The following is a 24,813-nucleotide window of genomic DNA, read 5'->3' on the forward strand; positions in this document are numbered from 1 at the left end:
CATGAGCTGGGGCCCGTTGTATGGGTCCATCCTTGCGGACCACTTACTGGCAGCAAGCCCGCTCCCGCCATGCGTCCAGCCCTCTCGGGGCGACGTTTTCCAAGGGGGTTTCCATGCCCGGCTATCTCACGCGCCACCAGCGCATCCGCCTCGGCGAGCTCGACTACACGATCCGCTCGCTCAGCGACAAACAGCAGTTTGCCGACCCCGATGGGCGCGCCGAACGGCTGGGGATCTCATCGGCCCAATGGTCCTTGTTCGGGCAGGTTTGGCCCGCCGGTCAACTGCTCGCCAACGCGATGGCGACCTTCGATATAGAAGGAAAGCGGATCCTGGAAATCGGTTGCGGGCTGGGACTCGCCAGCCTGGTTCTGCAGCGTCGCGGTGCGGACGTGATCGCCAGCGACATGCACCCGCTCGCCGAGCCGTTCCTCGCCTACAACAGTGCACTCAACCACCTTCCCAGCGTGCCGTACCGCAAGCTGCAATGGGGCGTGCCGCTGCCGACACTCGGCCTTTTCGATCTACTGATCGGAGCCGACGTCCTGTACGAGCGCGAGCACGCCGAACTGATCGCCGCGCTGGTAGACCGCCATGCCCTGCCCGAGGCGGAGTTGCTGTTCTGCGACCCGGGACGGGGCCACAGCGGGGCTTTCACCCGCGCACTTGCGCTGCAGGGTTTCGAGGTCAGCGAATCACGCGGCGCGCTGGATGAGGACGAGGGCGGGACATTGCGCGGCCGGCTGCTGCATTTCCGCCGCCGGGCCACATCGGGGGTCCAGTGAAGCCGGGTGGCACGGAAGTCGCGGCGCCGGAGATCGATCGTTCCGTCTGCTGCCAGCGCTGCGATGCGGTGTGCTGCCGCCAGACGGTACTCGTGATGCCGGAGGACACCGAAGTTCCCCGCCACATGATCGCCCACACCGCACACGGCCTGCCGGTAATGGCACACGACGAGGACGGCTGGTGCGTTGCGGTGGATCCCACCCGGATGAACTGCACCATCTACGCCCAGCGCCCTGGCGTGTGCCGTGCATTCCAGATGGGCAGCCGCGATTGCCGGGACGTCCGCGAAGCGTATTTCCACCGCTACGACGAGGCGGAACTGCCGCCGGAGTGATCAGCGGCGTAGCTGGTGGGATCTGGAATTCACCGCACTTGATCCAGCGCCTGCGCCAGGTCTGCCCACAAGTCATCGACATGCTCGATGCCCGCCGACACCCGCAACAGGCCTGCAGTGATGCCCGTCGCCTGACGGGTGGCCTCGTCAAGGACACGGTGGGTGAGCCCGGCGGGATGCTGGATGAGGCTGTCCACCGACCCCAGACTGACCGCGGGGGTGAGCAGGCGCACCGACTTCATCACCGTGGCCGCCGCCGAATGACCGCCGTGCAGATCGAACGCGAGCAGCGCGCCGGGGCCGCGCATCTGGGTTGCAACCAGGTGATCGTTCGCGACCGCGCCCATGCCGGGATAGAACACCTTCGCGACGGCCGGATGTTGCGAGAGGCGCTGCGCCAGTACCCCTGCGTTGTGCTGGGCGCGTTCCACCCGCAACGCCAGCGTCGGCAGACCCCGATGCAGCAGGTACGCAGCCAGCGGGTGAAGGAGCGCCCCGGTAACCGCGCGGACCTGGCGCAGCGGCTTTGCGTTTTCCTCGCTGCAACACACCACGCCGGCAATCACGTCGCCGTGGCCGCCAAGGAATTTGGTCGCGCTGTGCAACACGTACGTGGCGCCCATGGCCATGGGATTTTGCAGGACCGGAGTGGCAAACGTGGAATCCACGGCCACCGGCACATGGCCGGCGGCCGCCACCACGGCGCGGATATCGACCAGGTCCAGGGTCGGGTTGGCCGGGGTTTCGATCATGACCAAGGCTGTATCTCGACGCAGGTGCGAGCCGATCTCGCCCGCGTCGACAAACTCCGCCTCCAGCCCGGCCATCCCGCTGGCGAGCAGGTGATCGGACGTCCCGTACAAGGGACGCACCACCAGCACATGTCCGCCCTTCTGGCGGACTGCCATCAGCAGGGCAGTCAACGCAGCCATGCCCGACCCGAAGGCAACGCAGGCCCCGCTTCCCTCCAGCTGTGCCAACGCGGCTTCCACCCGCGCCACGGTGGGGTTGTGCAGGCGGGCATAGATCGGATTGGCGGCGCTGGCGTCTCCGGCCACCAGCGCGTCGAAACTCGCGGTGCCGGCCGCGAGGTCGGGCACCGGATAGGTGGTGGAAAGATCGATGGGCGGTGCGTGCACGCCCAAGCGGCCGAATTCCTCGCGGCCGGCGTGTACGGAGAGGGTGTCGAGGTGGGGCATGCCAGCGGGCTCCGTTCGGTATGGAGGCCCATACTAGAAGCTGGTGCGGGTGTTAATCTCAACGTCGAAGAATATTCGGGAAATCCCCATGATGATGACGCTGGATCGAATCGACTTCGAGCTGGTGCAGCTGTTGCGGAAGAACGCGCGGTTGCCCAACAAGGAACTCGCCGAGCGTGCGGGAATCGCACCGTCCACGGCGCTGGAGCGGGTGCGACGCCTGCGGCAATCCGGAGTGTTGCTGGGCTATCACGCGGAGATCGCTCCGATCGCCATCGGAATAGGACTGCAAGCGATGGTGTCGGTGCGGCTGGCCCGGCACTCACGGGAGCTGCTGGACAGCTTCCATGCCCATCTGCAGCAACTCCCGGAAGTCCTGGCCTTCTACCACGTCGCAGGCGCGGACGATTTCCTCGTCCACGTCGGCGTGCGTGACAGCGCGCATCTGCGCGACTTTGCCTTGGCCTCGTTCACCGAGCGCCACGAAGTGGCCCACATCGAGACCAAGCTCATCTTCGAGTTCAGGCGCAACGTTGAACTGCCAACCGGGCCGTTGGACGCGCCCGGCTTGGCCTAGCGACCCGGCCTAGAACCGATAGATGGCCGCGAGTCCGGTCTCGCTGGGCATCCGGCCCTTGGGAACCACGACCACCTGGCCGCCGTTGGCGATCACCTTCTCGGCGATGTCGTCCAGCAGATCCTCGCCAATGCCTCCCTCGGCAGCGAAGTCCACGGCACCGCTCTCGGGGTCCATGGTGCCGTTGACCTGGCGGTCGGCCTCCACCAGCAACGTGGACACGCGGCCGGAAAACGCACTGCGACCGACCTGGGCGACATCGTCGTTGGCAAGCCAACGTGCGCGCGCCGCGTGGTACATATCGACCAACCCGGCCAGACGCTCCAGGTATTTCGGCTCCATGACGCGCCACGCACGCTCGCGCAACTCATCCATGCCCAGTGCATCGGGATGGGTGTCGATGCCCTGAGGCAGGAGGTAGGCGTTGTGGCTCAGCTTGCGAAACACCGCCTGGTGCTCTGGCAACGCGGCCAGCATCAGCGGCAACCGCGACGGGCGCGAGAACTGCTCGGCTACCGCGCGATCCACCGCACGGAAGAACTGTTCGGTATCGGCGTCCACCAACTTGCTGCGCTCGATCTGGCCGTCGTTGACACCGGCGATGGTGGCCGCGGCTCCGCGCGACCACGAGGCCGGACGCTGTCGCAACGGGTCGTCGCCGAGTACCGATTCCAGGGTGTCGGGAAAGTCGTCGCCGGCGTCGAACGGATCAAGCGCATCGCGGTTGCCGACGAACAAACTGGCGCTGTGACGGTTGATCGCGAGAACCTGGTAACGATCCGCGGACTGCACCATCCGCAGCAGCGGCTTGATGTGGAAACTGTCGCCGACATTGACCAGCTCGGGCACGGCGCGCTGCAGGCGGTAGACGCGGAAAATATCCGGCGAGACCAGCACCGCCAGGCCGTCCAGGGTGTGGTTCCAGAAGTTGCGCTCCTCGCCCAGCTTGCGCAGGTTGGCCAGCAGCGGCGCCGGATCCTTGTCCGGATAACGTTCCTTCCACGACGCCTCCGCCTTCTTGACCAGGTTGCCGAAACGGATAGGGTCCTGGCCGTTGTCCGGATGGCTGCGATGGGTCGGCTGATACAGCGAAATGCACGGGCCGACCGGATCCTGGAAAAGGTTTCCGGTGAAGTCGTCGATAAGTGAATGCATCATGGCACCTCTGTAAACGTGGAATGGGGCGGAAAACCCCCGGTGTTGCTACCTGGGAGCCAGTCTACCCGGCGCAGTTGAAGGCAGCGTCGTGACGGGATGTGGCGCTGTCGCGGCTGCGCGCCGGAAAGACTGCGGGTTTGCCGTATCGTGGCCCCATGCCCGAGCTGAAGTACCTCGCCGGTTACGACGCCCATCTGCTGGATCAGGTTCGCGCGATGATTCACTCCGATCGGCTGGGCCCCTGGCTGCGTGAGCGCTACGAGCAGCCTCACGATGTGCGCAACGACGGCGCCTTGTACCAGTACGTTGTCGGGCTCAAGGATCGGCACATGCGCAAGGCGCCTCCGCTGGACAAGGTGGTGTTCGACAACCGCCTGCAGGTCGTGCGGCATGCGCTGGGCACCCACACATCGATCTCACGTGTTCAGGGTGCCCGCCTCAAGGCGAGCCGTGAGATACGGATTGCAGGGGTTTTCCGCGACGCACCCCAGCCGTTTCTCCGGATGATTGTCGTCCACGAGCTGGCCCACCTGCGGGAGTCGGCGCACAACAGGGCGTTCTACCAGCTCTGCGCGCACATGGAACCGGACTACCACCAGTTGGAGTTCGACATGCGGCTGTACTTGACCCAGCTGGAGATCGATCGGCGCAAGCAGTTGCCTCCGATCGCCGATCCGTAGACCTCCCACGACTCAGCCGCTGCAACCCCCGCAACAGATGGACGGCAACTGCTCGATCGCGTCCGGTGCCACCGGATAGCCCGCGAAACCCAGGACGGTGGCCAGATGCCCGGAATCCAGCGTCGCTGCGACGCGCAGGCGCCCGGTTGAGGGTGTGAAATCGATGACCGCCGCAGGGTCGACGTCGTAAATTGCATCTTCAATCCGTTCCAGCGCCTGGGGGTCGATAACTGCGTCGCCTGCCCTGTCGCCCATGTCGACGTGAAACTCGCTCATGCCGGTGCTCCTGCCTGTGTTCGTCTTGACGGCCATGGTGCGCGGGCCCCCGGAGGAACGCCGTGACCACGGTCAAGCGTCGGGCAGACCGTAGCGCCGGTTGGCGCTTTGTTCAGCCCCGCTTGCCAGCATGCCCCCATAAGCGGCTATTCCTGGTGCACGGGTAGATATCGCGGTCGGGTTGGCACCGCCGCGTGCAGGCAGGTGGCGGCGCACCGTGCGTTGGAAGAACAGGTTGTTGGGCACCTGCAGCACGGACGTGGTCTTGCCGTCGATGCACTCCTGCAGCGTCGTGTAGATCAGGTTGATGTCCACCACCTGGCCCTGGAGCCCCGGTTTCTCCCCGTTCTCGAGCAATTCGATGTGGTCATTCAGCCGGAACGGCCGCGTGGTGAGGATCAGCGCGGTGCAGAAGATATTGGACAGCACGCTCCAGGCGGCAAAGAACGCGACCGCGCCGACGGCCGCAAAGCCGGTGAACGCGGTCCACAGGATCGTGCCGGAGACCCCGAAGCGCTCCAGTATCAACAGCAGCGCCCCGAACGACACCAGGAAACCGAGCAGTCGGCGCCCGCCGACCGCCACCTGCGGCAGCAGGTTGTAGCGCTGGCTGACACGCAGGATCAGGCGCCGCCCCAGCGCCCGAAGGGCCCACGCCGCAATCAGGATCAGCACGATCTGCCCGGCCGGAACAAGTACGTCAAGCCACTGCTGGCTCCACGGCGGCAACTGGTCTTTCATCGGCGATTCGGCGCTCTTGCGGGTGGTTGGATCCGCGTGCGGATCCTTGAGGGAGGCAAGGATACCGCCAGCCAAGGGCGCATGCGGGGGTGGCTTTTGTCATGGGTGGCCAAGTGGCGCATGGGTTAGTCTGCAACATCCCAACGACGAGGTTCCTGTCCTATGAAGCACCCTCTCGCGCTGGCCCTGGCTGTGGCGCTGACCACCAGCCTGGCCGCATGCAGCCAGTCCGAAGCCAATCCGGCTGAGCCCAGCCAGTCCGCATCCCAGGACGGCAACACCGTGAACGAATCCAGCGACAACCCCTTCTTCGCCGAGAGCAGCCTGCCGCTGCACTACCCCGCGTTCGACAAGATCACCGACGCCGATTTCGGCCCCGGTTTTGATCGCGGCATGGCCGAGCACCTTAAGGAAGTCGAGGCGATCGCCAACAACAGCGCAGCGCCGACTTTCGAGAACACCATCATCGCGCTGGAGAAGTCCGGCGAGATCCTCGACCGCACCTCGACCGTGTTCTTCTCGCTGGTCGGTGCCGACACCAACGACACCCGCAAGAAGATCCAGGCCGAGTACGCACCAAAGCTCGCCGCGCATCGCGACGCCATTGCGCTTAACCCCAAGCTGTTCGAGCGCGTCCAGAAGCTGTACGACACCCGCGACTCGCTGGGCCTGGATGCCGAGGGTGTGCGCCTGGTTGAGCGCTATCACACCGACCTGGTCCGTTCGGGTGCCAAACTCCCCGAAGCCGACAAGGTGCGTCTGAAGGAAATCAACGGCGAGCTGGCCAATCTCAGCACCTCTTTCAACCAGAACGTGCTGGCCGAGGTGAACGCGTCGGCCATCACCGTTGACAGCAAGGACGAGCTGGCTGGCATGACCGACGACCAGATCGCCGCCGCGGCCGACGCCGCCAAGGCCGCCGGCAAGGAAGGCAAGTACGTCATCGCCCTGCTCAACACCACCGGCCAGCCGCTGCAGTCGCAGCTGGAAAACCGCGCCCTGCGCGAGCGCCTGCACAAGGCATCGGTCAGCCGCGGCAGCCGCGGCAACGAGTTCGACAACAGCAGGCTGGTGTCGACGATCCTCAAGCTGCGCGCCGAGAAGGCCGGCATGCTCGGTTATCCGACCTACGCGGCCTACGTGTTGGCCGATGAAACCGCCAAAACCCCCGAGGCGGTCAACGAAATGCTCGGCAAGCTGGCCCCGCCGGCCGTCGCCAACGCCCGCCGCGAAGGCGCCGCGCTGCAGGCAATGATCGACAAGGAGCAGGCCGCCAAGGGCGAACCCAGCTTCAAGCTGGAGCCGTGGGACTGGGCGTATTACACCGAGAAGGTCCGCGCCGACAAGTACGACTTTGACGAGTCACAGCTCAAGCCGTATCTGGAAATGAAGAACGTGCTCGAGAACGGCGTGTTCTACGCCGCCGGCCAGCTGTACGGCCTGAGCTTCAAGCAGCGCACCGACCTGCCGGTCTACCACCCCGACGTGACCACATACGACGTGTTCGACAAGGACGGCAGCCAGCTGGCGATCTTCGTGTTCGACCCGTTCGCCCGTCCGTCCAAGCGCGGCGGTGCGTGGATGAACTCCTACGTCTCCCAGTCGGAGCTGACCGGCAACCTGCCGATCGTGGCCAACCACCTCAACATCACCAAGCCGACCAATGGCCCGGCGCTGATGACGTGGGACGAGACCACCACGATGTTCCACGAGTTCGGCCATGCGCTGCACGGCATGTTCTCCAACGTGAAGTACCCCTACTTCAGCGGCACCAGCGTGCCGCGCGACTTTGTCGAGTTCCCGTCCCAGGTCAACGAGATGTGGGCCGACTGGCCCAGCGTGCTGGCCAACTACGCCAAGCACTACAAGACCGGCGAGGCAATGCCGCAGGCGTTGCTGGACAAGGTTGCGGCAGCTTCCAAGTTCAACCAGGGCTTTGCCACCACCGAGTACCTGGGTTCGGCGATGCTTGACCAGAGCTGGCACCAGGTGAAGGCCGACAGGATCCCTGACGCCGCCGGCGTAATGGACTTCGAAGCCGCGGCGCTGAAAGCCAACGGGACCGACTACGCGGCCGTGCCGCCGCGTTACCGCACGCCGTACTTCAGCCACATCATGGGCGGCTACGCAGCGGGCTACTACGCCTACATCTGGTCGGAAGTGCTCGACGCGAATACGGTCGAGTACATCAAGAACAATGGCGGCCTGACCCGCGAGAATGGCGATCGCTTCCGCGACACCCTGCTCTCGCGCGGCGGCAGCAAGGACGCCCTGCAGCTGTTCCGTGACTTCGCCGGCCACGAGGCGGAAATCACGCCGTTGCTGGTACGCCGAGGACTTGATGGCACGGTCACCGACGACGCCAAGGTGCCGGTCATCAAGGAGTAGTCCAGCCGCGAGGCCTGGATCAAAAACGCCGCCGGGTTTGATCCCGGCGGCGTTTTTGGTGATGAAGGATTTTGTGGACCGATCAGCGCTGGCTGCCACCGTCGAAGAGCTCGCGGTATTGGGCGGCGAGATGCGGCATCAGGACGCTGGCCGGCACATCAACCGTCTGGACCCCATCCGAGTAGGGTCCGACCTGGTAGGGCGAGAACACGAATCGCAGTCCGCGCAGCTTTCCCGCATCCCCTGGCAATGGCTCGAACTGGGCGAACTGCGCCGCCTCGGGCGCGGTTCCATCGTCGATCATCCGACCCGCGCTGCGCATCATCCGCGTGCGCTCGGCGGGGTCTATGCGCTCGGCTTCCAGCCGCTGCGAAAGACGCGTATGCAACTGCTCGCGGGCGAAGTCGGAAATCGCCTTCCAACCGCTGGCGTCGGTCACCAGCTCCTCGGCGGTCAGCATCTTCTTCTGCGCGGGGAGCCAGTTGAAACGCGCGAGCAACGGCATGCCATGCGCGCCGCCCGTGTAGCTGCTGCCGTCGGCAGCCCAGGACACAAGCTGCGGTGTGCGCAACACCTCGACAAAGCTCAGCGACAGGTCGTACGGAACATTGCTGCCGGCATCCTCACCGCGGGGCCGCGACTGCGCGGCCTGGATCATTTCCTCGCGGGCGCTGTCGGCATAGGCTTTCAACTGCCTCGCCAGCCCCGGATACGTGGAGGCATCGCCCTGATAGCTGATGCCCACCAGATAATCGCTCGTTCCCTCGACGGTGTCCTCAAGTATCACGGGCCGGTCGTCGGCCACCGGTTCGGGCAACGCTGAAGGCTGGGTGCTGGCAGGGACTGCCGGCGCGGCCGCGTCGGGCGGCGAACGATCGCAGCCGGCCGCGGTGACCAGCAGTGCGGCCAGGAGCGCGGCGATGAGTGGCGTGTGACGCATGGAGGTACCCCCTGGACGAATTACGCGCAGCCTAAATGTGCGGACGTGACGTCCGGATGCACGAAAACCCTCTGCAACCAGGTCTGCCGCCCGATGCGGCTCTCCGCCGGTCAGGGGCCGCGGGGGCTCACCAATCGGTGCGGTGCGGGATCAGTCTCTGCAGTTCCTCGTCGGTCAGGTTGCGCCACTGGCCGATCTTCAGCCGACCCAGCTTGACGTTGCCGATACGCACGCGAACCAGGGTCTTGACCCGGAACTTGAAATACGCGGCCATCAGTCGGATCTGCCGATTGAGTCCCTGCACCAGCACGATGCGAAAGCCGAAACGCCCCAGCTTGGAGGTCTTGCAGGGCAACGTGGTCTGGCCGTGGATGGGCACTCCCTTGGCCATCGCGCGCAGGAATTCCGGGGTTACGTCGTGGTTGACCGCCACCAGGTACTCCTTCTCCAGCTTGTTTTCGGCGCGCAGGATCTCGTTGACGATGTCCCCGTTGCTGGTCAGCAGGATCAGCCCTTCCGAATCCTTGTCCAGGCGGCCGATGGGAAAGATTCGCTGCTCATGACCGATGAAGTCGACGATGTTCCCGTCCACCGCCGACTCGGTCGTGCAGGTGATCCCGACCGGCTTGTTGAGCATGATGTAGACGTGCTTGCGCTTGCCCTTGGCCACGGTTCGCACACGCAGCGCCTGGCCATCCACCTTGACTTCGTCGTCTTCGCCGACTTCGGAGCCGACCCGCGCGCGGATTCCGTTGACCGTCACGCGACCCTCCGAGATCAGGCGATCGGCTTCGCGACGGGAACAGAACCCGCTTTCGCTGATGTGTTTGTTGAGGCGCATGGTTGGGCGTTGGCCGGAACGGGGCGCGTAGGCTGGCACAAGTGCCCGCTAATGGCGAACAGCGGCGAAAAATCCGCCGCTTCACGCTCGCCCAGGCACGTTTGCGTCGGCTTACTCGACCAGCGAAAGGTAGGCGGGATGGCGCTTGGCCCATCCAGCGGCATAGGTGCATTCCGGGCGCACCTTCCACTTCTGCTCGCCAGCGTATTTGAAAGCCGATTCCACAAGCTGACCGGCGATCCCGCGGCCGCCAATCTCCGAGGGCACGCCGGTGTGGGTAATGACCATGACGCCCCCTTCCTCGTGATAGTCCAGCACCGCATCGGTGCCGTCCACGGTTAGGGTGAAACGACCGCCGCTGGCGTCGTGGCGCGGTGCCGGGGTTTGCGGTGATGTGTTGTCCGGGGATTGTCCTGCCATGGGGAAGCTCCTGACGGTTGTTGGGATGCCCGCAATCTACTACCGCAGGCATTCACCGCAGATGAGCACCGCGTAGGGGGACACTGCGTGCCTTCTCCCGTCGGGACCTGACGCGGTGGGGCAACATGCTGCCGCGCGGGGGGTGTCCCGGCCCGATGTTGGCGACTGGCACGGAACCTGCAGTGATCTGCTTACACCCGCCTGCTGCGGGCTCGGGGAGGTGAGCAATGTGGGATCAGGACAACTCGCGCGCCGCGCCGTGCGCCGCCTGCGCCGACGACGATGAAGGGGACCTGGTGGCGCGTCTGTACGAGCTGAGCCAGGACTCGGCCGCCGACGACGCCGAGCTGGAAAGCCTGGACGCTATCGTCTACCAGCGCCTGCTGCAGACTTACGGCGACGAGGTCACCGTCCCACTGGACGCCTGAGTTTCCGCCTCATCCGAACGAGGGGCTCAGCAGCGCACGCACCAAGTGGCTGCCGATGGCCGGGTTGAGCATCAGTACGAACAGCACACCGTAGATCGCCCCGGCAAGATGCGCGCTGTGGTTGGTCCGGCCGCCGCCGCTTCGATCCATCCAGAACGAGTAGCCGACGAAGAACACGCCGTACAGGATCGCCGGCACCGGCAGGAAGAACACGAAGATCAGCGACCACGGCTTGACCAGGATGAAGGCGAACAACACCGCCGATACCGCCCCGGAAGCGCCCAGGCTGCGGTAGTTACGGTCGCCCTTGTGGCGCAGGTAGGTGGGCATGATCGCCACCACGATTGCCGACAGGTAGAACAGCGCGAAGCCGACGGGGCCGATCATCTGGGTGATCAGCTCCTCGGCGAAGCGGCCGAAGAAGAACAACGTGATCATGTTGAACAGCAGGTGCTGCCAGTCGGCGTGGATGAAGCCATGCGTGATCAGGCGGTCGTACTGCTTCGCGCCGCTGATGGCTGGCGGCCACAGGATCAGGCGCTCCAGCAGGCGCGGATTGCCGAATGCCTGCCAGGAGACCAGGACGGTGACGGCGATGATGGCCAGGGTGATCATGGGTCAGACTTTCCGGTAGTGGTCGACGACGCGGTAGCGGCGGGCGTAGAGCCCGAACACCAGCGCGGCCACCAGTGCGAAGGCGGCAAAAAAGAACATCTGGAATGAGGCGGTGCTGAGCCCGGTGGCGGCAATGTTCCCGGTCACCGCATCGTTGCGGACCGCGGCGTTGGCCAGCAGCACCCACAGGTTGCCGATCGTGGTGGTCAGGTTCCAGAAGCTCATCACCACGCCCTTCATCGCCAATGGCGCCTGGCTGTAGGCGAACTCGAGCCCGGTTGCCGAGACCAGCACCTCGCCGAAGGTCAGCAGCGCGTACGGCAGGACCTGCCAGACGATCGACATCGGGTCGCCGTTGTCCATGGCCACCTGGATACCGCCGATGGCGATCCAGGCCAGGCCGCTGAAGGCGATGCCCGCGGTCATCCGGCGCAGTGCGGTGGGTTCCCAGCCGAAACGCCGCAGCGCCGGGTACAGCACCATGTTGTTGAACGGGATCAGGATCATCACCAGCGCCGGGTTCAGCGCCTGCATCTGCGATGAGACAAACCACTCGGGCTTGGCCATCGCGTTGCCCTGGATGACCCAGGTCGACGCCTTCTGGTCGAACAGCGAGAAGAACGGCGTGGTCAGCGCGAAGATCACCAGCACCCGCAGGACGCTGCGCACGCCATCGACCGCCATGTCCGGATGCACGCCGCGGGCCCGATCAAGCTGCATATAGGCGCCGCCGCCCACGCCGACCAGCAAAACCACCAGCGCGATGCAGAACGCGATCACGAATCCCAGGGTCGGAATCAGTGCGAACGAGGCGGCGGCCACGACCAAGCCCGCCATCGCCATCCACAGGCCCATCCTCCCCTGCCCCGGCTTCTCGGCCAGCAGCGCGGTGCGGATGACCCGCGAGAAGGAGTCCGGATCCGCCACCGTGGCCGGCGGGACGATCACGTAGTGCTTCCGGCCCAGCCAGAACACCAGGGTGGCGATGAACATCAGCGCGCCCGGGATGCCGAAGGCCACGCTGGCACCGAAGTGCTTCAGGAACAGCGGCATCATCAGCGAGGCGAACAGCGAACCGAAGTTGATGATCCAGTAGAAGCCGTCAAAGACGACCTTCGCCAGGTGCTTGTTGGTGCGGTCGAACTGGTCGCCGACAAAGGACGCCACCAGCGGCTTGATGCCGCCCGCGCCCAGCGCGATCAGGCCCAGGCCGGTGAAGAACCCGGTGCGGCTGTCCTCGAACATCGCCAGGCAGGCATGCCCGGCGCAGTAGATCAGGCTGAACCACAGGATGGTGTTGTACTTGCCGAAAAACCGGTCCGACAGGTAGCCGCCAAGCAACGGGAAGAAGTACACACCGATCATGAAGGTGTGCATCAGGTCCTTCGCCGCCAGCTCGCGCTCGGTGCCTTCCAGGATGTGCTGCAGCAACGTCGAGGTGATCAGGAACTGCACCAGGATGTTGCGCATGCCATAGAAGCTGAAGCGCTCGCATCCCTCGTTGCCGATGATGTAGCGGATCTGGCGCGGAAACCGGGCCTTGCCGGTGCCCGCGGCGGCGTTGGTCGTCATCGTTGGATGGTCCGGAAAAATCGAAACCCGGAGCCTACGCGAAGCCGGTCGCCAACGCCCCTGCCGTTGGCGATCTTCCGCTCAATCAGAAGCTGCGGCTCGCGGAAACGCCGATCTGCCAGTGACGACCCGGCGCGGGCTCGTAGTAGCGCCCGTTGCCGTCGTTGACGATGACCGAGCCGATGATGTCGCGGTCAAAGACGTTGTTGAGCCGTGCGAAACCGCGCCATTCCAGCCCGGCGCGCTGGATGCGGTGCTCGGCGGCCAGGTCGAAGCGCGCGGCCGCCGGCGCGTATTCGGAGTTGGCATCGTCCACGGCGATGCGGTCGGTGAACCGACCTTCCAGCATCACGTCGGTCGAGGCGAGCGGGCTCCAGCGCAGCTCCGACCACGCGGTATTGCGGGCCAGCCCCGGGATGCGACGACCTGCCTGGATGATCAGGCTGTCGTCGCCGCAGGGCGGCGTCCCGCACGCGGCGAAATCGGTCAGGTATTCGGCGTCCAGGAAGGTGTAGGCGCCCGACAGGTGCCACTGGGGCGCAAACTCGACGGTACCGGCCAGTTCCACGCCGCGCCGCCGCGAGACGCCGGCGTTGCCGTACACGCTGCGACCGCCCTGGTTGGCGATGACCACCAGCTCGTCGCGGGTCCGGCTCTGGAACACTGCTCCGGACCATTCCCAGCCGTCGCGTCGTGCGCGGACACCGGCTTCGATGTTGCGACTGCGCGCCGGCTCCAGCCCGTCGTTCAGGCCGCTGCGATCGTCATCGCGATAGGCCAGCTCCGACAGGGTCGGCGTCTCGAATCCAGCGCCCGCGTTGGCGTACACGCTCAGCCACGGGGTCGCGCGGAACAGCACTCCGGCGACCGGCGAGGTGCGCGCGTACTCCAACGAACCGCTGTCATCGGGGTTGTCGGCGGTGATGTAATGATCGCGCGAGTTGAAACGCACCTGGCTGCGGCGTGCGCCCAGGTTGATCCGCCAGCGTTCGGCCGGAGCCCACTCGGCCTGCGCGTAGATATCGCGGGCGGTAACGCGGTCGTCCTGGTCGCGGCGGAGCTTGCCCACCACGCCGATGCGGTCGCCGATGAAATTCTCGAACCCGCGCCGGCGCTCCTCCGACACCTGGTATTCCAGCCCGGTGGTCAGCGAGAACGGCCGCTCCAGCAGACTGGAGGTCCATTGCCAGCGCAGGTCGGCGCCGCTGTAGTCGCGATCCAGGTCGATCGCTCCGCCGCCGTGCATGGGGTTCTTGCGCTGGACGATGACGGGGACTGAAAGCATCTGGGTGGTCTTGCGACTGCCGGCGTGGGCCGTCAGTTGCAGCGTCTGCGATTCGCCCAGCGCCTGCTCGATCCGGGCGCCGGCCTGGCCCTGGCGGACCGTCTTGCGGGTGTCGAACGCGAGCGCGCCATCGCTGGCAGCGCGACGGTCACCACGCAACTGGCTCGCGGTCAGCCCCTGCGGGTCGTCGGCCTCGAGGTCCAGACCGTTGACCAGCACGGTGTAGCGCGTCCCCGTGCCGGCGGCGCCTTTGAGTACCGTCTGGCCGCTGCGCCGGTGCGAGCGGCTGTGGCGGCGATAGCCGTCGCTGCGCACATCGGCGAAATCGCCAACGAAGCTGCCGTCCTTCCCGTCACCCCAAGGGGTCTGGAACGACAGCGAGGACTGCTGCAAACCGTAGCCGCCCAGCACAAGGCCGGCGGAGAGCGTCGGTTCGGCGGGTGCCGATGCGGTGAACAGCGAAATCACGCCGCCCGAGGCGTTGCCGTACAGCGCCGAGAACGGGCCGCGCAGCACTTCGATGCGCTCCGCCGATGCGATCGGAAAATGCGACACCTGCCCCTGCCCGTCCGGCATCGTGGCCGGGATCCCGTCGGTGTAGAGCCGCACGCCGCGTACGCCAAAGGTTGCCCGCGCGCCGAAGCCACGGATCGAGATCTGCAGGTCCTGCGCGTCGTTCTGGCGATTGCGCGCCACCACGCCGGGTACCCGGCCCAGGGACTCGGACAGGTCAATGGCCGGACGCGCCCGATGGATGGCGTCGGCTTCCACCACGTCGATGCCGGCCGGCACCACGAGGGCGTCGGCGGGGATCCGGGTCGCCGAGACCACGACCGAAGGCAGCTGCACCGCGGACCCTGAGGGGGCATCCGGGCCTTTTGTGGGGTAACGGGTTGACTGGGCGTGGGCGGGAGCCGACAGCGCCATGACGATGCAACCGTGCAGGAGAATCAGCGACGGCCAGGTGCGTCCAAGGGTATGTCCCACGTTGCAAAACCTCGTATTGGGCGCGTAGCGCATTCGTGAATGGACGCGCAGCCTAACGCGGTTCGCAGCAGGGGCTTGTGTTCAGGCATTCACAGATCGTCTGGAAGCGCGACATCACCCGTACGTCAAGTGTCGGCAGCGACAATCACAGCCTCGGCCACTCCGCGTCGCGGAATCCAGATTCCGCTAAAGAACGTATGCAACGAGAACGCCTGTTCAGGTTTCTGGCGGACTGCGTTGACAATAAAAGAATGATCGTTCATTCTCCCCCGGTCAGAGCGGCCGCCCGCTCTTTTTTTCATTCCATTTTTGAGTCCAGTCCCATGCCCAGGTCCCCTCGCCACTTGGTTTTCCTGCCGCTGGCGCTAGCCGCCGCCCTCGCCGCGTGCGGTGGTGAGCCAGAAGCCCAGCAACGTCCCGCGACCCCGGTCACCGTGGTGACGCTTGCTCCGCAAACCACAACGTTGACGCGGGAACTGCCCGGCAGGACCAACGCCTACCAGATTGCCGAGGTCCGCCCGCAGGTCACCGGGATCGTTGCCAAGCGCCTGTTCCAGGAGGGTGGCAGGGTGAAAGCCGGCCAGCCGCTGTATCAACTGGACAACGCGGCCTACCGGGCGTCGGCGGCCACCGCACAGGCACAGCTGGCGCGGGCCAAGGCGACCCTGGTCGCAGCCCGCCTGACCGCGGCGCGTTCGGCCGAGCTTGCCCGGATCGACGCCGTGAGCAAACAGGACAACGAAAACGCCACCGCCGCCCTGCGCCAGGCCGAAGCGGAAGTCGCCGCCGGCCAGGCCGCTGTGCAGAGCGCGCAGGTGACCCTGGGTTTCGCCCAGATCACCGCGCCCATCAGTGGACGGATCGGCAAATCCTCGGTGACACAGGGCGCGCTCGTTACCGCGAACCAGCCAGAGGCATTGGCCACCGTGCAGCAACTGGATCCCATCTACGTGGACCTGACGCAGTCCGCCAGCGAGCTGCTTGAACTGCGCAAGGGTCTTGCCTCCGGGAGCCTGGAAGACGGTCGCAGCCTGCCGGTAACGATCCTCCTGGAGGACGGCACCGAGTTCGAGTACAAGGGCGAGCTGGAGTTCTCCGAGGTCAGCGTGGACCCGACCACCGGCAGCTACGCGCTGCGGGTCAAGGTCGCCAACCCCGACGACCTGCTGCTGCCGGGCATGTACGTACGCGCGGTGATCGGCGGTGGCGTGCGCCAGAACGCCATCCTGGTGCCGCAACAGGGCATCACGCGCGACCCCAAGGGCAACGCGACGGCCATGGTCGTCAATGCCGAGAACAAGGTGGAGGTGCGCCAGGTCAAGGTCAACCGCACCATTGGCGACAAATGGCTGGTGGATGACGGCCTGGTGGCGGGCGATCGCGTCATCGTCGAGGGCCTGCAGAAGGTGCAGCCCGACGCCCCGGTACAGCCGACGGAAGCCGGTGATCAGCCCGCGGCACCGGCTCTGCCGGGCGCCGACGGCGGTGCGCCAGCGGGCGCGGCTCCCGCCGCCGCCCCAACGGGTGCGTCCAACCCCGATGCCGCCGACCCGGCGACCCCCGCCGATGCCGCCCCGCCCGCTGACGAAGCGCCGGCCTCGCAGCAGTAAGCAGAGAATTCCCCATGGCCCACTTCTTCATTGACCGCCCGATCTTTGCCTGGGTGATCGCGATCATCGTGATGCTCGCCGGTTCGTTGGCGATCTTCACCCTGCCTATTTCCCAGTACCCCACGATCGCGCCGCCCACGGTGTCGATCAATGCCAACTATCCGGGCGCGTCTGCCCGCGTGGTGGAGGACTCGGTGACGCAGATCATCGAGCAGAACCTGAAAGGCCTCGACGGCCTGCTGTACTTCTCCTCCACCAGCGCGGCCAACGGCAGCGCGTCCATCACCCTGACCTTCGACGAGGGTACCGACCCGGATACGGCGCAGGTGCAGGTGCAGAACAAGCTGCAGGCCGCGATGCCCCTGATGCCGCAGGAAGTGCAGCGCCAGGGCGTGAACGTCAGCAAGTCCTCCAGCGGATTCCTGCAGGTCATCGGCTTCGTGTCCGAAGACGGCAGCATGAAGAAGGACGACATCGCCGACTACATCGGTGCCAACGTCGCCGATCCGCTCAGCCGGGTGCCAGGCGTCGGCAACATCCAGGTGTTCGGTGCCAAGTACGCCATGCGCATCTGGCTGGACCCCAACAAGCTCGATACCTACGCCTTGACGCCGGCCGACATCACGGCGGCGCTGCAGGCGCAGAACGCCCAGGTCGCGGTGGGTACGCTCGGCGGTGCGCCGGCTATTGACGGCCAGCAGATCAACGCCACCATCACCGCGCAGGATCGGCTGCAGACGCCGGAGCAGTTCCGCGACATCATGCTGCGCAACAACAAGGACGGCTCGGTGCTGCGTCTGGGCGACGTCGCCCGCGTCGAGCTGGGTGCGGAGAACTACGAGTTCATCACCCGCTACAACGGCCAGACCGCGACCGGTGTGGCGATTTCGCTGGCCACCGGTGCGAACGCGCTGGACACCGCCGATGGCGTGAAGAAAACCCTCGAGGAGCTGAAGCCGTTCTTCCCACCGGGCCTGGTGGCGGTCACCCCGTTCGACACAACCCCGTTCGTCCGCGTCGCGATCAAGGGCGTCATCATGACGCTGATCGAGGCGATCGTGCTGGTGTTCCTGGTGATGTACCTGTTCCTGCAGAACTTCCGCGCGACCCTGATCCCGACCATCGCCGTCCCGGTGGTGCTGCTGGGCACGTTCGGCATCCTGTCGGCGCTGGGCTTCTCGGTGAACATGCTGACCATGTTCGCGATGGTTCTGGCGATCGGATTGCTGGTCGATGATGCGATCGTCGTGGTGGAGAACGTCGAGCGGCTCATGTCCGAGGAAGGCCTGTCGCCACTGGAGGCCTCGCGCAAGTCCATGGACCAGATCACCGGCGCCCTGGTCGGCATCGGCGTGGTGCTCTCAGCCGTGTTCATTCCGATGGCATTCCTGGGCGGGTCCACCGGCGTCATCTATCGCCAGTTCTCCGCCACCATCGTCTCGGCCATGGCCTTGTCGGTGATGGTGGCGATCGTGCTGACGCCGGCGCTGTGCGCGACCATGCTCAAGCCGATCAACAACGGCGAGCATGGGAAGACGACCGGGTTCTTTGGCTGGTTCAACCGCCACTTCGACAGCGGCAGCGCCAAGTACCAGCGTGGCGTGCGCTCGATGATCGGCCGGCGCAAGCGCTACATGGGGGTCTTCGCCCTGATGGTGTTGCTGATGGGCTTCCTGTTCCTGCGCCTGCCCAGCTCGTTCCTGCCTCCCGAAGACCAGGGCGTCCTGTTCTCCGAGATCGTTGCGCCGGTGGGTGCCACGCAGGAGCGGACCATGGAGTCGATCACCAAGCTGGAGGACTACTTCCTCGAGAACGAGAAGGATGCCGTTGAGTCGGTGTTCTCCATCCAGGGTTTCAGCTTCAGCGGCACGGGCCAGAACAGCGGCATGGCGTTCATCAAGCTCAAGGACTGGAGCGAGCGCAAGGACAAGGACCTGGCCGCCAGCGCCGTGGCCGGTCGGGCGATGATGGGCCTGTCGGGGATCAAGGACGCGTTCGCGTTCGCGTTCTCGCCGCCGGCGATTCCGGAACTGGGTACGTCCGCAGGCTTCACCCTGTACCTGAAGGACAACGCGGGGATGGGCCATGACGCCCTGGTCAACGCACGCAACCAGTTGCTCGGCGCTGCTTCGCAGGACCCGATGCTGGTCAACGTACGCCCGAACGGCAAGGAAGACGCACCCCAGCTGCGCCTGGACATCGACCAGCAGAAGGCCGCCGCGCTGGGGCTTTCGGCTGCGCAGATCAATGCAACGCTGGCCGCCGCGTGGGGTGGGCAGTACATCGATGACTTCATCGATCGCGGCCGGGTCAAACGGGTGATGTTGCAGGCCGATGCGCCGTTCCGGATGGTGCCCGATGACTTCAACCGCTGGTCGGTACGCAACAATCAAGGCGAAATGGTGCCGTTCTCGGCGTTCGGCACCTCGCGCTGGGAGTACGGTTCACCGCGACTTGAGCGCTACAACGGCGTGCCGGCGATGGAGATCAACGGCGAAGCCGCACCGGGCGAGAGCTCCGGCGCAGCCATGGACCGCGTCGAAGAGCTCGCAGCGCAACTGCCGCAGGGCTTCGAGATCGAGTGGACCGGCCTGTCGTTCCAGGAGCGGGCGGCCGGCGCGCAGACCCCGCTGCTGTACACCCTCTCGCTGCTGATCGTATTCCTGGCGCTTGCCGCGCTGTACGAAAGCTGGACGATCCCCACGGCGGTGTTGATGGTCGCCCCACTGGGCATCCTGGGCACCGCCCTGGCGGCATCGCTGCGTGGCATGGAGCGTGACGTGTACTTCCAGGTGGCGATGCTGACCACGGTGGGTCTGACCAGCAAGAACGCGATCATGATCATTACCTTTGCCCGCGACCACATGGTCGAGGACGGGATGGATCTCATCCGGGCCACGATGCAGGCGGTGCACGAACGCCTCCGACCGATCCTGATGACTTCGCTTGCGTTCGGAATGGGCGTTCTCCCACTGGCCATCGCCAGCGGCGCTGGATCGGGCGCACAGCGTGCAATCGGCACCGGGGTGCTCGGCGGCATGATCGTAGGGTCGCTGCTGGGTCTGTTCTTCGTACCGCTCTTCTTCGTGGTCATCGAGTTGCTGTTTGACCGGGACCTGCGCAAACCCGCTGCCGAAGCGCTCGCAGCAGGAGATGACAGCAATGCATAAGCCTCTAGTAACTGCGCTTGCGCTGGCGACCAGCCTGTTCGTGTCCGGCTGCGCGATGCTCGAGCCGCGAGTGCCGGAAGTGGCCCCGTCGATCCCTGCCGAGTGGCCGTTGCCGCCGACGACGTCGACCGACTCGATGGCACAGCCGGCGGCCTCCATGGGGCCACAGCTGGATCTGGGCACGACGCCGGTTGCCGACGTCGGTTGGCGGGATTTCTTCCTCGACCCGCGCCTGGAACAACTCATCGCGCAGGCCCTGGAGAACAACCGCGACCTGCGCGTTGCGGTGCTGAATGTAGAGCGTGCCCGCTCGCAGTACCGCATCCAGCGTGCCGACCGGGTGCCCTCACTGGGCGTCAGCGCAGAACTCCAGCGCACCGGCGGTGATGCGCCCGTCACCGAGCTCTACACTGCCGGACTTGGGATCGCGCAGTTCGAACTGGACCTGTTCGGACGCGTTCGCAGCCTCAGCCACGCCGCGTTGCAAAGCTACTTCGCAAGCGAGGAGTCGCGCCGCGCCGCGCAACTCTCGCTGGTGGCGGAGGTCGCCAATACCTACCTGGCGTTGGCGGCCGACCAGGAACTGCTTCGCGTGACCGAGGCCAGGCTGGAGAACCAGCAGGCTGCCTTTGACCTGACCGAGAAGCGTTTCGAGCTCGGCGCACTGTCCGCACTGGATCTCAACCAGGCTCGGACCACGGTCGAAGCCGCACGCTCCGACGTCGCCCGGTTCGCCGGCCAGGTGGCACAGGACATCAACGCATTGACGTTGCTGGTGGGCGACACCATCGACCCTGCGCTGCTGCCGACGCGATTCGAGCCGAGCGTCAGTGGCCTGGCCGGACTGCCTGCCGCGCTGCCCTCGAGCGTGCTGCTGCGCCGGCCGGACGTGATGTCCGCAGAGCATCGCCTGCTGGCGGCCAATGCCAACATCGGGGCGGCGCGTGCGGCGTTCTTCCCGTCCATCAGCCTGACAGGTTCGATCGGCTCGGCGAGCGACGAGCTGTCGGGGTTGTTCAAGTCCGGCAGTGGCATGTGGTCGTTCATGCCGCAGATCAACCTGCCGATTTTCCAGGGTGGCCGGCTGCGCGCCAACCTGGGCATGGCCACGGCGGATCGTGACATCGCGCTGGCCGAGTACGAGAAGTCGATCCAGAGTGGCTTCCGCGAGGTCGCCGATGCCCTGGCGCTGAGCAAGACGCTGGCCCAGCAACGTGTGGCGCAGGAAGCGCTGCTGCAGGCGGCCACCCGTACCAACGAGTTGTCGCAGGCCCGCTACGACGCCGGCCTGGACAGCTATCTCACCCTGCTGATCACCCAGCGCACGCTGTATGACGCCCAGCAGTCGCTGGTGGCAACGCTGCTTGCCGAGCAGGCCAACCGGGTGACCCTCTACAAGGTGCTTGGCGGAGGCTGGGTCGAAGGCCAATGAACGCGGCACCGGACATCCCAGCGGCCAACAAGGCAGAGGCACGTGTAGAGGCGCAACGGGAGCGCATCCTCGTGGCCGCGCAGAAATGTTTCGTTGAACGCGGTTTCCACGGGGCCAGCATGGCCAATATCGCCGACACGGCGGGTATGAGCGCGGGCCTGATCTACCGCTACTTCGCCGGCAAAAACGAGATCATCCTGGCCATCGTGGAGCATCAACTGGCGATGCTGCTCAAGGACATGAACCTGAAGCGCAAGGTCGACATCACCGCTGAGCTCATCGCCAGCTTCGATCGTGGTGGTGATGACGAGACCCGCGGCATGAATCCCGCGCTGCTGCTGGAGATGTCCGCCGAGGCAACGCGCGACCCGAGCATCGCCGCTTCACTGGACGGTTTTGACCGGGCCTTGCGCTGCGCGTTGGCCAGTTGGCTGGCGGAGGACGACGAAGACGGTCGCCCGGGCCTGCCGAAACCGCTGGCCCAGCAACGCGCGCTGTTGATGCAGCTGCTGTTTGAAGGCCTGAAGGTGCGCCAGACCCGCGAGCCGGATCTCGATCGCGACCTGCTTGAGGCGGCGCTGCGGGAGTTCGTGCCGCAATTGCTCGAGGCCTAGCGCTGGCTCGGCGGCAATGTGTTTCCCGATCGGCACCTCGGCACCGCATGCCATAACGCGCGGGCGGGTGCGTCAGTCCTGACGATCCGGGACTGTCGATCCCTGGATCCCATCGAGCAGGAATGGCGCCGTCCGGCTTGCCGCCGAGCGCGTCACCTCCCGCGGCGTCCCCTGCACCACCACTCGCCCACCCTCGTCGCCGGCACCCGGTCCGATATCGATGATCCAGTCGCTGGCTGCCGCCACGCGCATGTCGTGCTCGACCACGATGACGGTGTTGCCCGCTTCCACCAGCCCGTCCAGCTGGCGCATCAGCACGTCCACGTCCGCCGGATGCAGCCCGGTAGTGGGCTCGTCGAGCAGGTAGACCGTGCCGCGCCGCTGCGCACGCTGCAGTTCGCTGGCCAGCTTGATGCGCTGGGCCTCGCCGCCTGACAGTTCCGTGGCCGGCTGGCCCAGCCGCAGATAGCCCAGCCCGACCTCGCGCAGCACCTCCAGCGGGCGCAACACTGCCGGGGCGTCGGCAAAGAAGCCGGCCGCCGCATCCACCGTGAGCGCCAACACTCCGGCGATGGTCAGGCCGCTCCAGGTGATCTCCAGCGTCTCGGCGTTGTAGCGCGCGCCGTGGCACTGGGGGCACGGGGCATAGACGCTGGGCATGAACAGCAGCTCCACGCTGACGAAGCCCTCGCCCTCGCAGGTCGGGCAGCGGCCCTTGGCGACGTTGAACGAGAACCGGCCCGCGTCGTAACCCCTGGCGCGCGCTTCCGGCGTGGCGGCGAACAGCTTGCGGACCTGGTCGAACAGTCCGGTGTAGGTCGCCAGGTTGGAGCGGGGCGTGCGGCCGATCGGCTTCTGGTCAACCACCACCAGCCGCTTGACCGCGTCGAGTCCGGCAACGATCCGGCCGCCGCGGGTCACCGGCGCCGGCTCCAGCGGGTCGTCCTCATCACTGTCGCTCCCGGCCGGTTTACCGAGGTGCTCGGACAGCAACTCGACCAGCGCCTGGCTGACCAGGCTGGACTTGCCCGAACCGGATACCCCGGTGACCGTGGTGAACACGCCCAGCGGAAAAGCAACGGCCAGGTTGTCGAGGTTGTTGCGGCTGACGCCCTCCAGCCGCAACCAGTCGGTGGGAACGCGCGGCTTACGTCCCGCCTGACCGATCGGCCCGCCCCGCTCGTCGCTGGACGCACCCTCATCACCCGCGCCAGGGGATGGGAACAGGTAGCGCGCGGTCTGCGACTCGCTGACCCTGGCCAGCCCGTCCAGCGGACCGCTGTAGACCACCCGCCCGCCCTGCTCGCCCGCCGCCGGGCCGACATCGACCACCCAGTCGGCGCGGCGGATCACGTCGGTTTCGTGCTCGACCACGAACAGTGAGTTGCCGGCGCCTTTGAGCTGATCCAGCGCCGCCAGCAGCGCCTGCGTATCGGCCGGATGCAGCCCTGCTGACGGCTCGTCAAGCACATACACGACCCCAAACAGATTGGAGCGGATCTGCGTGGCCAGCCGCAACCGCTGCAGCTCGCCCGGTGACAGCGTGGGCGTGGTGCGCTCCAGGGTCAGGTAGCCCAGGCCCAGCGCGGCGATGACCTCGATCCGAGCCAGCAGGTCGGCGGCAATGCGCTGCGCGACGATCGCCTGCTCCGGATGTTCATGCGCTTGCGGCGAATCTGCAGCCGCGCCGTGCGCGACCGGCTCCAGCAGCACAGCGAGTTCCTTCAGCGGCAGCCGCGACAACTCGCCGATATCCAGCCCGGCAAACGTGACCAACAGCGCCTCGCGACGCAGGCGCTTGCCCTCGCACAGCGGGCACATCGCACTGACCATATAGCGCGCAACACGCTTCTTGATCATCGCGCTCCGGGTGGTCGCGAACGTGTGCAGCACGTAGCGCTGCGCGCTGGTAAACGTGCCCTTGTAGCTGGGGTTGTCGCCGCGCTCGATCGCCTCGCGGGTCTCTGCAGGGCTCAGGTCGCGGTACACCGGCACCACCGGCTGCTCGTCTGTAAACAGGATCCAGTCGCGCTGCTCCTGCGGCAGTTCCCGCCAGGGAATGTCGATGTCGTAGCCCAGCGTGACCAGGATGTCGCGCTGGTTCTGGCCGTGCCACGCCGGCGGCCAGGCGGCGATCGCGCGCTCGCGGATGGTCAGGGTGTCGTCAGGGACCATCGAGCGTTCGCTGACCTCATGCACGCTGCCCAGCCCGTGGCAGCGCGGACACGCGCCCTGAGGCGTGTTGGGCGAAAACCCGTCTGCATAGATGATCGGCTGCCCGGGCGGATAGTCGCCGGCGCGGGAATAGAGCATGCGCAGCGAGTTGGACACCGTGGTGACGCTGCCCACCGAGGAACGCGTGCTCGGGGAGCCACGCTGCTGCTGCAATGCGACCGCCGGTGGCAGGCCATTGATGGCGTCCACGTCCGGCACGCCGGCCTGGTCGATCAGCCTGCGCGCATAGGGCGCGACCGAGTCCAGGTAACGCCGCTGGGCCTCGGCGTAGAGGGTGCCGAACGCCAGCGAGGACTTGCCCGAGCCGGACACTCCGGTGAACACCACCAGCGCGTCGCGCGGGATGTCGACATCGATGTCCTGCAGGTTGTGCTCGCGGGCGCCGCGCACCCGGACGAAACCGTCGTCATCGCCGGACGTGGGCGTGCCCAGGCGTGGCGGCTTGCGTGTACGGTTTGCGCTGACAGGGTGACTCGACATCGCGTGGCCCGATTCGGATCGACTGGCGAGGATGGCGAAGGCCAG

21 protein-coding genes are annotated in these 24,813 nt (G+C 66.1%); 10 read left to right on the forward strand and 11 right to left on the reverse strand.

What is annotated here, in order from left to right; genetic code table 11:
• Positions 1–113: 113 nt before the first annotated feature.
• Together INQ42_RS06825 and INQ42_RS06830 are read left to right on the forward strand one after the other, a co-directional pair.
• Positions 114–785 (forward strand): class I SAM-dependent methyltransferase, encoded by a 672-nt coding sequence (locus INQ42_RS06825; RefSeq protein WP_194033620.1) that lies wholly within the window; start codon positions 114–116, stop codon positions 783–785.
• On the forward strand, positions 782–1,120 hold the full coding sequence (locus tag INQ42_RS06830; RefSeq protein WP_228064298.1) for a YkgJ family cysteine cluster protein: 339 nt from the start codon (positions 782–784) through the stop codon (positions 1,118–1,120). Before INQ42_RS06825 ends, INQ42_RS06830 begins: the two co-directional genes overlap by 4 nt.
• Before the next feature lie 29 nt (positions 1,121–1,149).
• Here INQ42_RS06830 and INQ42_RS06835 read toward each other — a convergent pair whose 3' ends face one another.
• Positions 1,150–2,319: a trans-sulfuration enzyme family protein gene (locus INQ42_RS06835; RefSeq protein WP_194033622.1), complete on the reverse strand. Its 1,170-nt coding sequence runs from the start codon at positions 2,317–2,319 to the stop codon at positions 1,150–1,152.
• Between the two features lie 88 nt (positions 2,320–2,407).
• Between INQ42_RS06835 and INQ42_RS06840 the strand changes: the two genes are divergently transcribed.
• Entirely contained in the window at positions 2,408–2,896 is a 489-nt protein-coding gene (locus tag INQ42_RS06840; protein WP_228062424.1) for an Lrp/AsnC family transcriptional regulator, read from the forward strand.
• 9 nt (positions 2,897–2,905) lie between these two features.
• Here INQ42_RS06840 and INQ42_RS06845 read toward each other — a convergent pair whose 3' ends face one another.
• The gene (locus INQ42_RS06845) at positions 2,906–4,054 is read right to left on the reverse strand and encodes a baeRF3 domain-containing protein (protein WP_228064299.1); all 1,149 of its coding nucleotides are present in this window, start codon (positions 4,052–4,054) and stop codon (positions 2,906–2,908) included.
• A gap of 155 nt (positions 4,055–4,209) precedes the next feature.
• Between INQ42_RS06845 and INQ42_RS06850 the strand changes: the two genes are divergently transcribed.
• On the forward strand, positions 4,210–4,734 hold the full coding sequence (locus INQ42_RS06850; protein ID WP_194033623.1) for a M48 metallopeptidase family protein: 525 nt from the start codon (positions 4,210–4,212) through the stop codon (positions 4,732–4,734).
• A gap of 12 nt (positions 4,735–4,746) precedes the next feature.
• Here INQ42_RS06850 and INQ42_RS06855 read toward each other — a convergent pair whose 3' ends face one another.
• On the reverse strand, positions 4,747–5,010 hold the full coding sequence (locus INQ42_RS06855; protein WP_228064300.1) for a hypothetical protein: 264 nt from the start codon (positions 5,008–5,010) through the stop codon (positions 4,747–4,749).
• A gap of 72 nt (positions 5,011–5,082) precedes the next feature.
• Positions 5,083–5,751: a mechanosensitive ion channel family protein gene (locus INQ42_RS06860; RefSeq protein ID WP_194035798.1), complete on the reverse strand. Its 669-nt coding sequence runs from the start codon at positions 5,749–5,751 to the stop codon at positions 5,083–5,085.
• 162 nt (positions 5,752–5,913) lie between these two features.
• Between INQ42_RS06860 and INQ42_RS06865 the strand changes: the two genes are divergently transcribed.
• Positions 5,914–8,139: a M3 family metallopeptidase gene (locus tag INQ42_RS06865; RefSeq protein ID WP_194033624.1), complete on the forward strand. Its 2,226-nt coding sequence runs from the start codon at positions 5,914–5,916 to the stop codon at positions 8,137–8,139.
• Between the two features lie 82 nt (positions 8,140–8,221).
• Here INQ42_RS06865 and INQ42_RS06870 read toward each other — a convergent pair whose 3' ends face one another.
• The 3 genes from INQ42_RS06870 to INQ42_RS06880 all read right to left on the reverse strand — a co-directional run bounded on the left by INQ42_RS06870 (position 8,222) and on the right by INQ42_RS06880 (position 10,340).
• Positions 8,222–9,079, reverse strand: coding sequence for a DUF3298 and DUF4163 domain-containing protein (locus INQ42_RS06870; RefSeq protein ID WP_194033625.1), 858 nt, complete (start codon positions 9,077–9,079; stop codon positions 8,222–8,224).
• 127 nt (positions 9,080–9,206) lie between these two features.
• A complete protein-coding gene (locus tag INQ42_RS06875) occupies positions 9,207–9,920 on the reverse strand; it encodes a pseudouridine synthase (RefSeq protein WP_194033626.1) in 714 nt (237 codons plus the stop codon).
• A 111-nt stretch (positions 9,921–10,031) separates the two neighbouring features.
• Positions 10,032–10,340 carry a GNAT family N-acetyltransferase gene (locus INQ42_RS06880; RefSeq protein WP_194033627.1) on the reverse strand — a complete coding sequence of 103 codons (309 nt, stop codon included), beginning with the start codon at positions 10,338–10,340 and terminating at the stop codon, positions 10,032–10,034.
• A 227-nt stretch (positions 10,341–10,567) separates the two neighbouring features.
• On the opposite strand from INQ42_RS06880, the gene INQ42_RS06885 reads away from it, so the two are divergent.
• Positions 10,568–10,768 (forward strand): hypothetical protein, encoded by a 201-nt coding sequence (locus INQ42_RS06885; RefSeq protein WP_194033628.1) that lies wholly within the window; start codon positions 10,568–10,570, stop codon positions 10,766–10,768.
• A 9-nt stretch (positions 10,769–10,777) separates the two neighbouring features.
• Here the strand turns inward: INQ42_RS06885 and INQ42_RS06890 are convergent, their stop codons facing one another.
• From INQ42_RS06890 to INQ42_RS06900, 3 genes are all read right to left on the reverse strand, one after another.
• Positions 10,778–11,383 carry a rhomboid family intramembrane serine protease gene (locus INQ42_RS06890; protein ID WP_194033629.1) on the reverse strand — a complete coding sequence of 202 codons (606 nt, stop codon included), beginning with the start codon at positions 11,381–11,383 and terminating at the stop codon, positions 10,778–10,780.
• Between the two features lie 3 nt (positions 11,384–11,386).
• On the reverse strand, positions 11,387–12,955 hold the full coding sequence (locus INQ42_RS06895; RefSeq protein ID WP_194033630.1) for a POT-type proton-dependent oligopeptide transporter: 1,569 nt from the start codon (positions 12,953–12,955) through the stop codon (positions 11,387–11,389).
• Positions 12,956–13,040: 85 nt separating this feature from the next.
• On the reverse strand, positions 13,041–15,089 hold the full coding sequence (locus INQ42_RS06900; RefSeq protein ID WP_228064301.1) for a TonB-dependent receptor family protein: 2,049 nt from the start codon (positions 15,087–15,089) through the stop codon (positions 13,041–13,043).
• Positions 15,090–15,550: 461 nt separating this feature from the next.
• Here INQ42_RS06900 and INQ42_RS06905 point away from each other — a divergent pair, with 461 nt between their 5' ends.
• From INQ42_RS06905 to INQ42_RS06920, 4 genes are read left to right on the forward strand one after another with little or no spacing between them, the layout of a single operon-like run.
• The gene (locus INQ42_RS06905; RefSeq protein ID WP_194033632.1) at positions 15,551–16,837 is read left to right on the forward strand and encodes an efflux RND transporter periplasmic adaptor subunit; all 1,287 of its coding nucleotides are present in this window, start codon (positions 15,551–15,553) and stop codon (positions 16,835–16,837) included.
• 14 nt (positions 16,838–16,851) lie between these two features.
• The gene (locus INQ42_RS06910; protein WP_194033633.1) at positions 16,852–20,007 is read left to right on the forward strand and encodes an efflux RND transporter permease subunit; all 3,156 of its coding nucleotides are present in this window, start codon (positions 16,852–16,854) and stop codon (positions 20,005–20,007) included.
• Positions 20,000–21,439, forward strand: coding sequence for an efflux transporter outer membrane subunit (locus INQ42_RS06915; RefSeq protein ID WP_194033634.1), 1,440 nt, complete (start codon positions 20,000–20,002; stop codon positions 21,437–21,439). Before INQ42_RS06910 ends, INQ42_RS06915 begins: the two co-directional genes overlap by 8 nt.
• Entirely contained in the window at positions 21,436–22,053 is a 618-nt protein-coding gene (locus tag INQ42_RS06920) for a TetR/AcrR family transcriptional regulator (RefSeq protein WP_194033635.1), read from the forward strand. Before INQ42_RS06915 ends, INQ42_RS06920 begins: the two co-directional genes overlap by 4 nt.
• Positions 22,054–22,125: 72 nt before the next feature.
• On the opposite strand, the gene INQ42_RS06925 is transcribed toward INQ42_RS06920, so the two are convergent.
• Positions 22,126–24,768 carry an excinuclease ABC subunit UvrA gene (locus tag INQ42_RS06925; RefSeq protein ID WP_194033636.1) on the reverse strand — a complete coding sequence of 881 codons (2,643 nt, stop codon included), beginning with the start codon at positions 24,766–24,768 and terminating at the stop codon, positions 22,126–22,128.
• Positions 24,769–24,813 lie beyond the last annotated feature (45 nt).

The organism is Lysobacter avium, from assembly GCF_015209745.1.
In the GTDB taxonomy this organism is placed as follows: Bacteria; Pseudomonadota; Gammaproteobacteria; order Xanthomonadales; family Xanthomonadaceae; genus Novilysobacter; species Novilysobacter avium.

Coding starts and splice junctions, on each gene's coding strand:
- INQ42_RS06850 (WP_194033623.1), top strand. CDS start 4,210: ATGCCCGAGCTGAAGTACCTCGCCGGTTACGACGCCCATCTGCTGGAT.
- INQ42_RS06845 (WP_228064299.1), bottom strand. CDS start 4,054: ATGATGCATTCACTTATCGACGACTTCACCGGAAACCTTTTCCAGGAT.
- INQ42_RS06875 (WP_194033626.1), bottom strand. CDS start 9,920: ATGCGCCTCAACAAACACATCAGCGAAAGCGGGTTCTGTTCCCGTCGC.
- INQ42_RS06880 (WP_194033627.1), bottom strand. CDS start 10,340: ATGGCAGGACAATCCCCGGACAACACATCACCGCAAACCCCGGCACCG.
- INQ42_RS06865 (WP_194033624.1), top strand. CDS start 5,914: ATGAAGCACCCTCTCGCGCTGGCCCTGGCTGTGGCGCTGACCACCAGC.
- INQ42_RS06870 (WP_194033625.1), bottom strand. CDS start 9,079: ATGCGTCACACGCCACTCATCGCCGCGCTCCTGGCCGCACTGCTGGTC.
- INQ42_RS06920 (WP_194033635.1), top strand. CDS start 21,436: ATGAACGCGGCACCGGACATCCCAGCGGCCAACAAGGCAGAGGCACGT.
- INQ42_RS06835 (WP_194033622.1), bottom strand. CDS start 2,319: ATGCCCCACCTCGACACCCTCTCCGTACACGCCGGCCGCGAGGAATTC.
- INQ42_RS06915 (WP_194033634.1), top strand. CDS start 20,000: ATGCATAAGCCTCTAGTAACTGCGCTTGCGCTGGCGACCAGCCTGTTC.
- INQ42_RS06860 (WP_194035798.1), bottom strand. CDS start 5,751: ATGAAAGACCAGTTGCCGCCGTGGAGCCAGCAGTGGCTTGACGTACTT.
- INQ42_RS06840 (WP_228062424.1), top strand. CDS start 2,408: ATGATGATGACGCTGGATCGAATCGACTTCGAGCTGGTGCAGCTGTTG.
- INQ42_RS06925 (WP_194033636.1), bottom strand. CDS start 24,768: ATGTCGAGTCACCCTGTCAGCGCAAACCGTACACGCAAGCCGCCACGC.
- INQ42_RS06895 (WP_194033630.1), bottom strand. CDS start 12,955: ATGACGACCAACGCCGCCGCGGGCACCGGCAAGGCCCGGTTTCCGCGC.
- INQ42_RS06855 (WP_228064300.1), bottom strand. CDS start 5,010: ATGAGCGAGTTTCACGTCGACATGGGCGACAGGGCAGGCGACGCAGTT.
- INQ42_RS06905 (WP_194033632.1), top strand. CDS start 15,551: ATGCCCAGGTCCCCTCGCCACTTGGTTTTCCTGCCGCTGGCGCTAGCC.
- INQ42_RS06885 (WP_194033628.1), top strand. CDS start 10,568: ATGTGGGATCAGGACAACTCGCGCGCCGCGCCGTGCGCCGCCTGCGCC.
- INQ42_RS06910 (WP_194033633.1), top strand. CDS start 16,852: ATGGCCCACTTCTTCATTGACCGCCCGATCTTTGCCTGGGTGATCGCG.
- INQ42_RS06890 (WP_194033629.1), bottom strand. CDS start 11,383: ATGATCACCCTGGCCATCATCGCCGTCACCGTCCTGGTCTCCTGGCAG.
- INQ42_RS06825 (WP_194033620.1), top strand. CDS start 114: ATGCCCGGCTATCTCACGCGCCACCAGCGCATCCGCCTCGGCGAGCTC.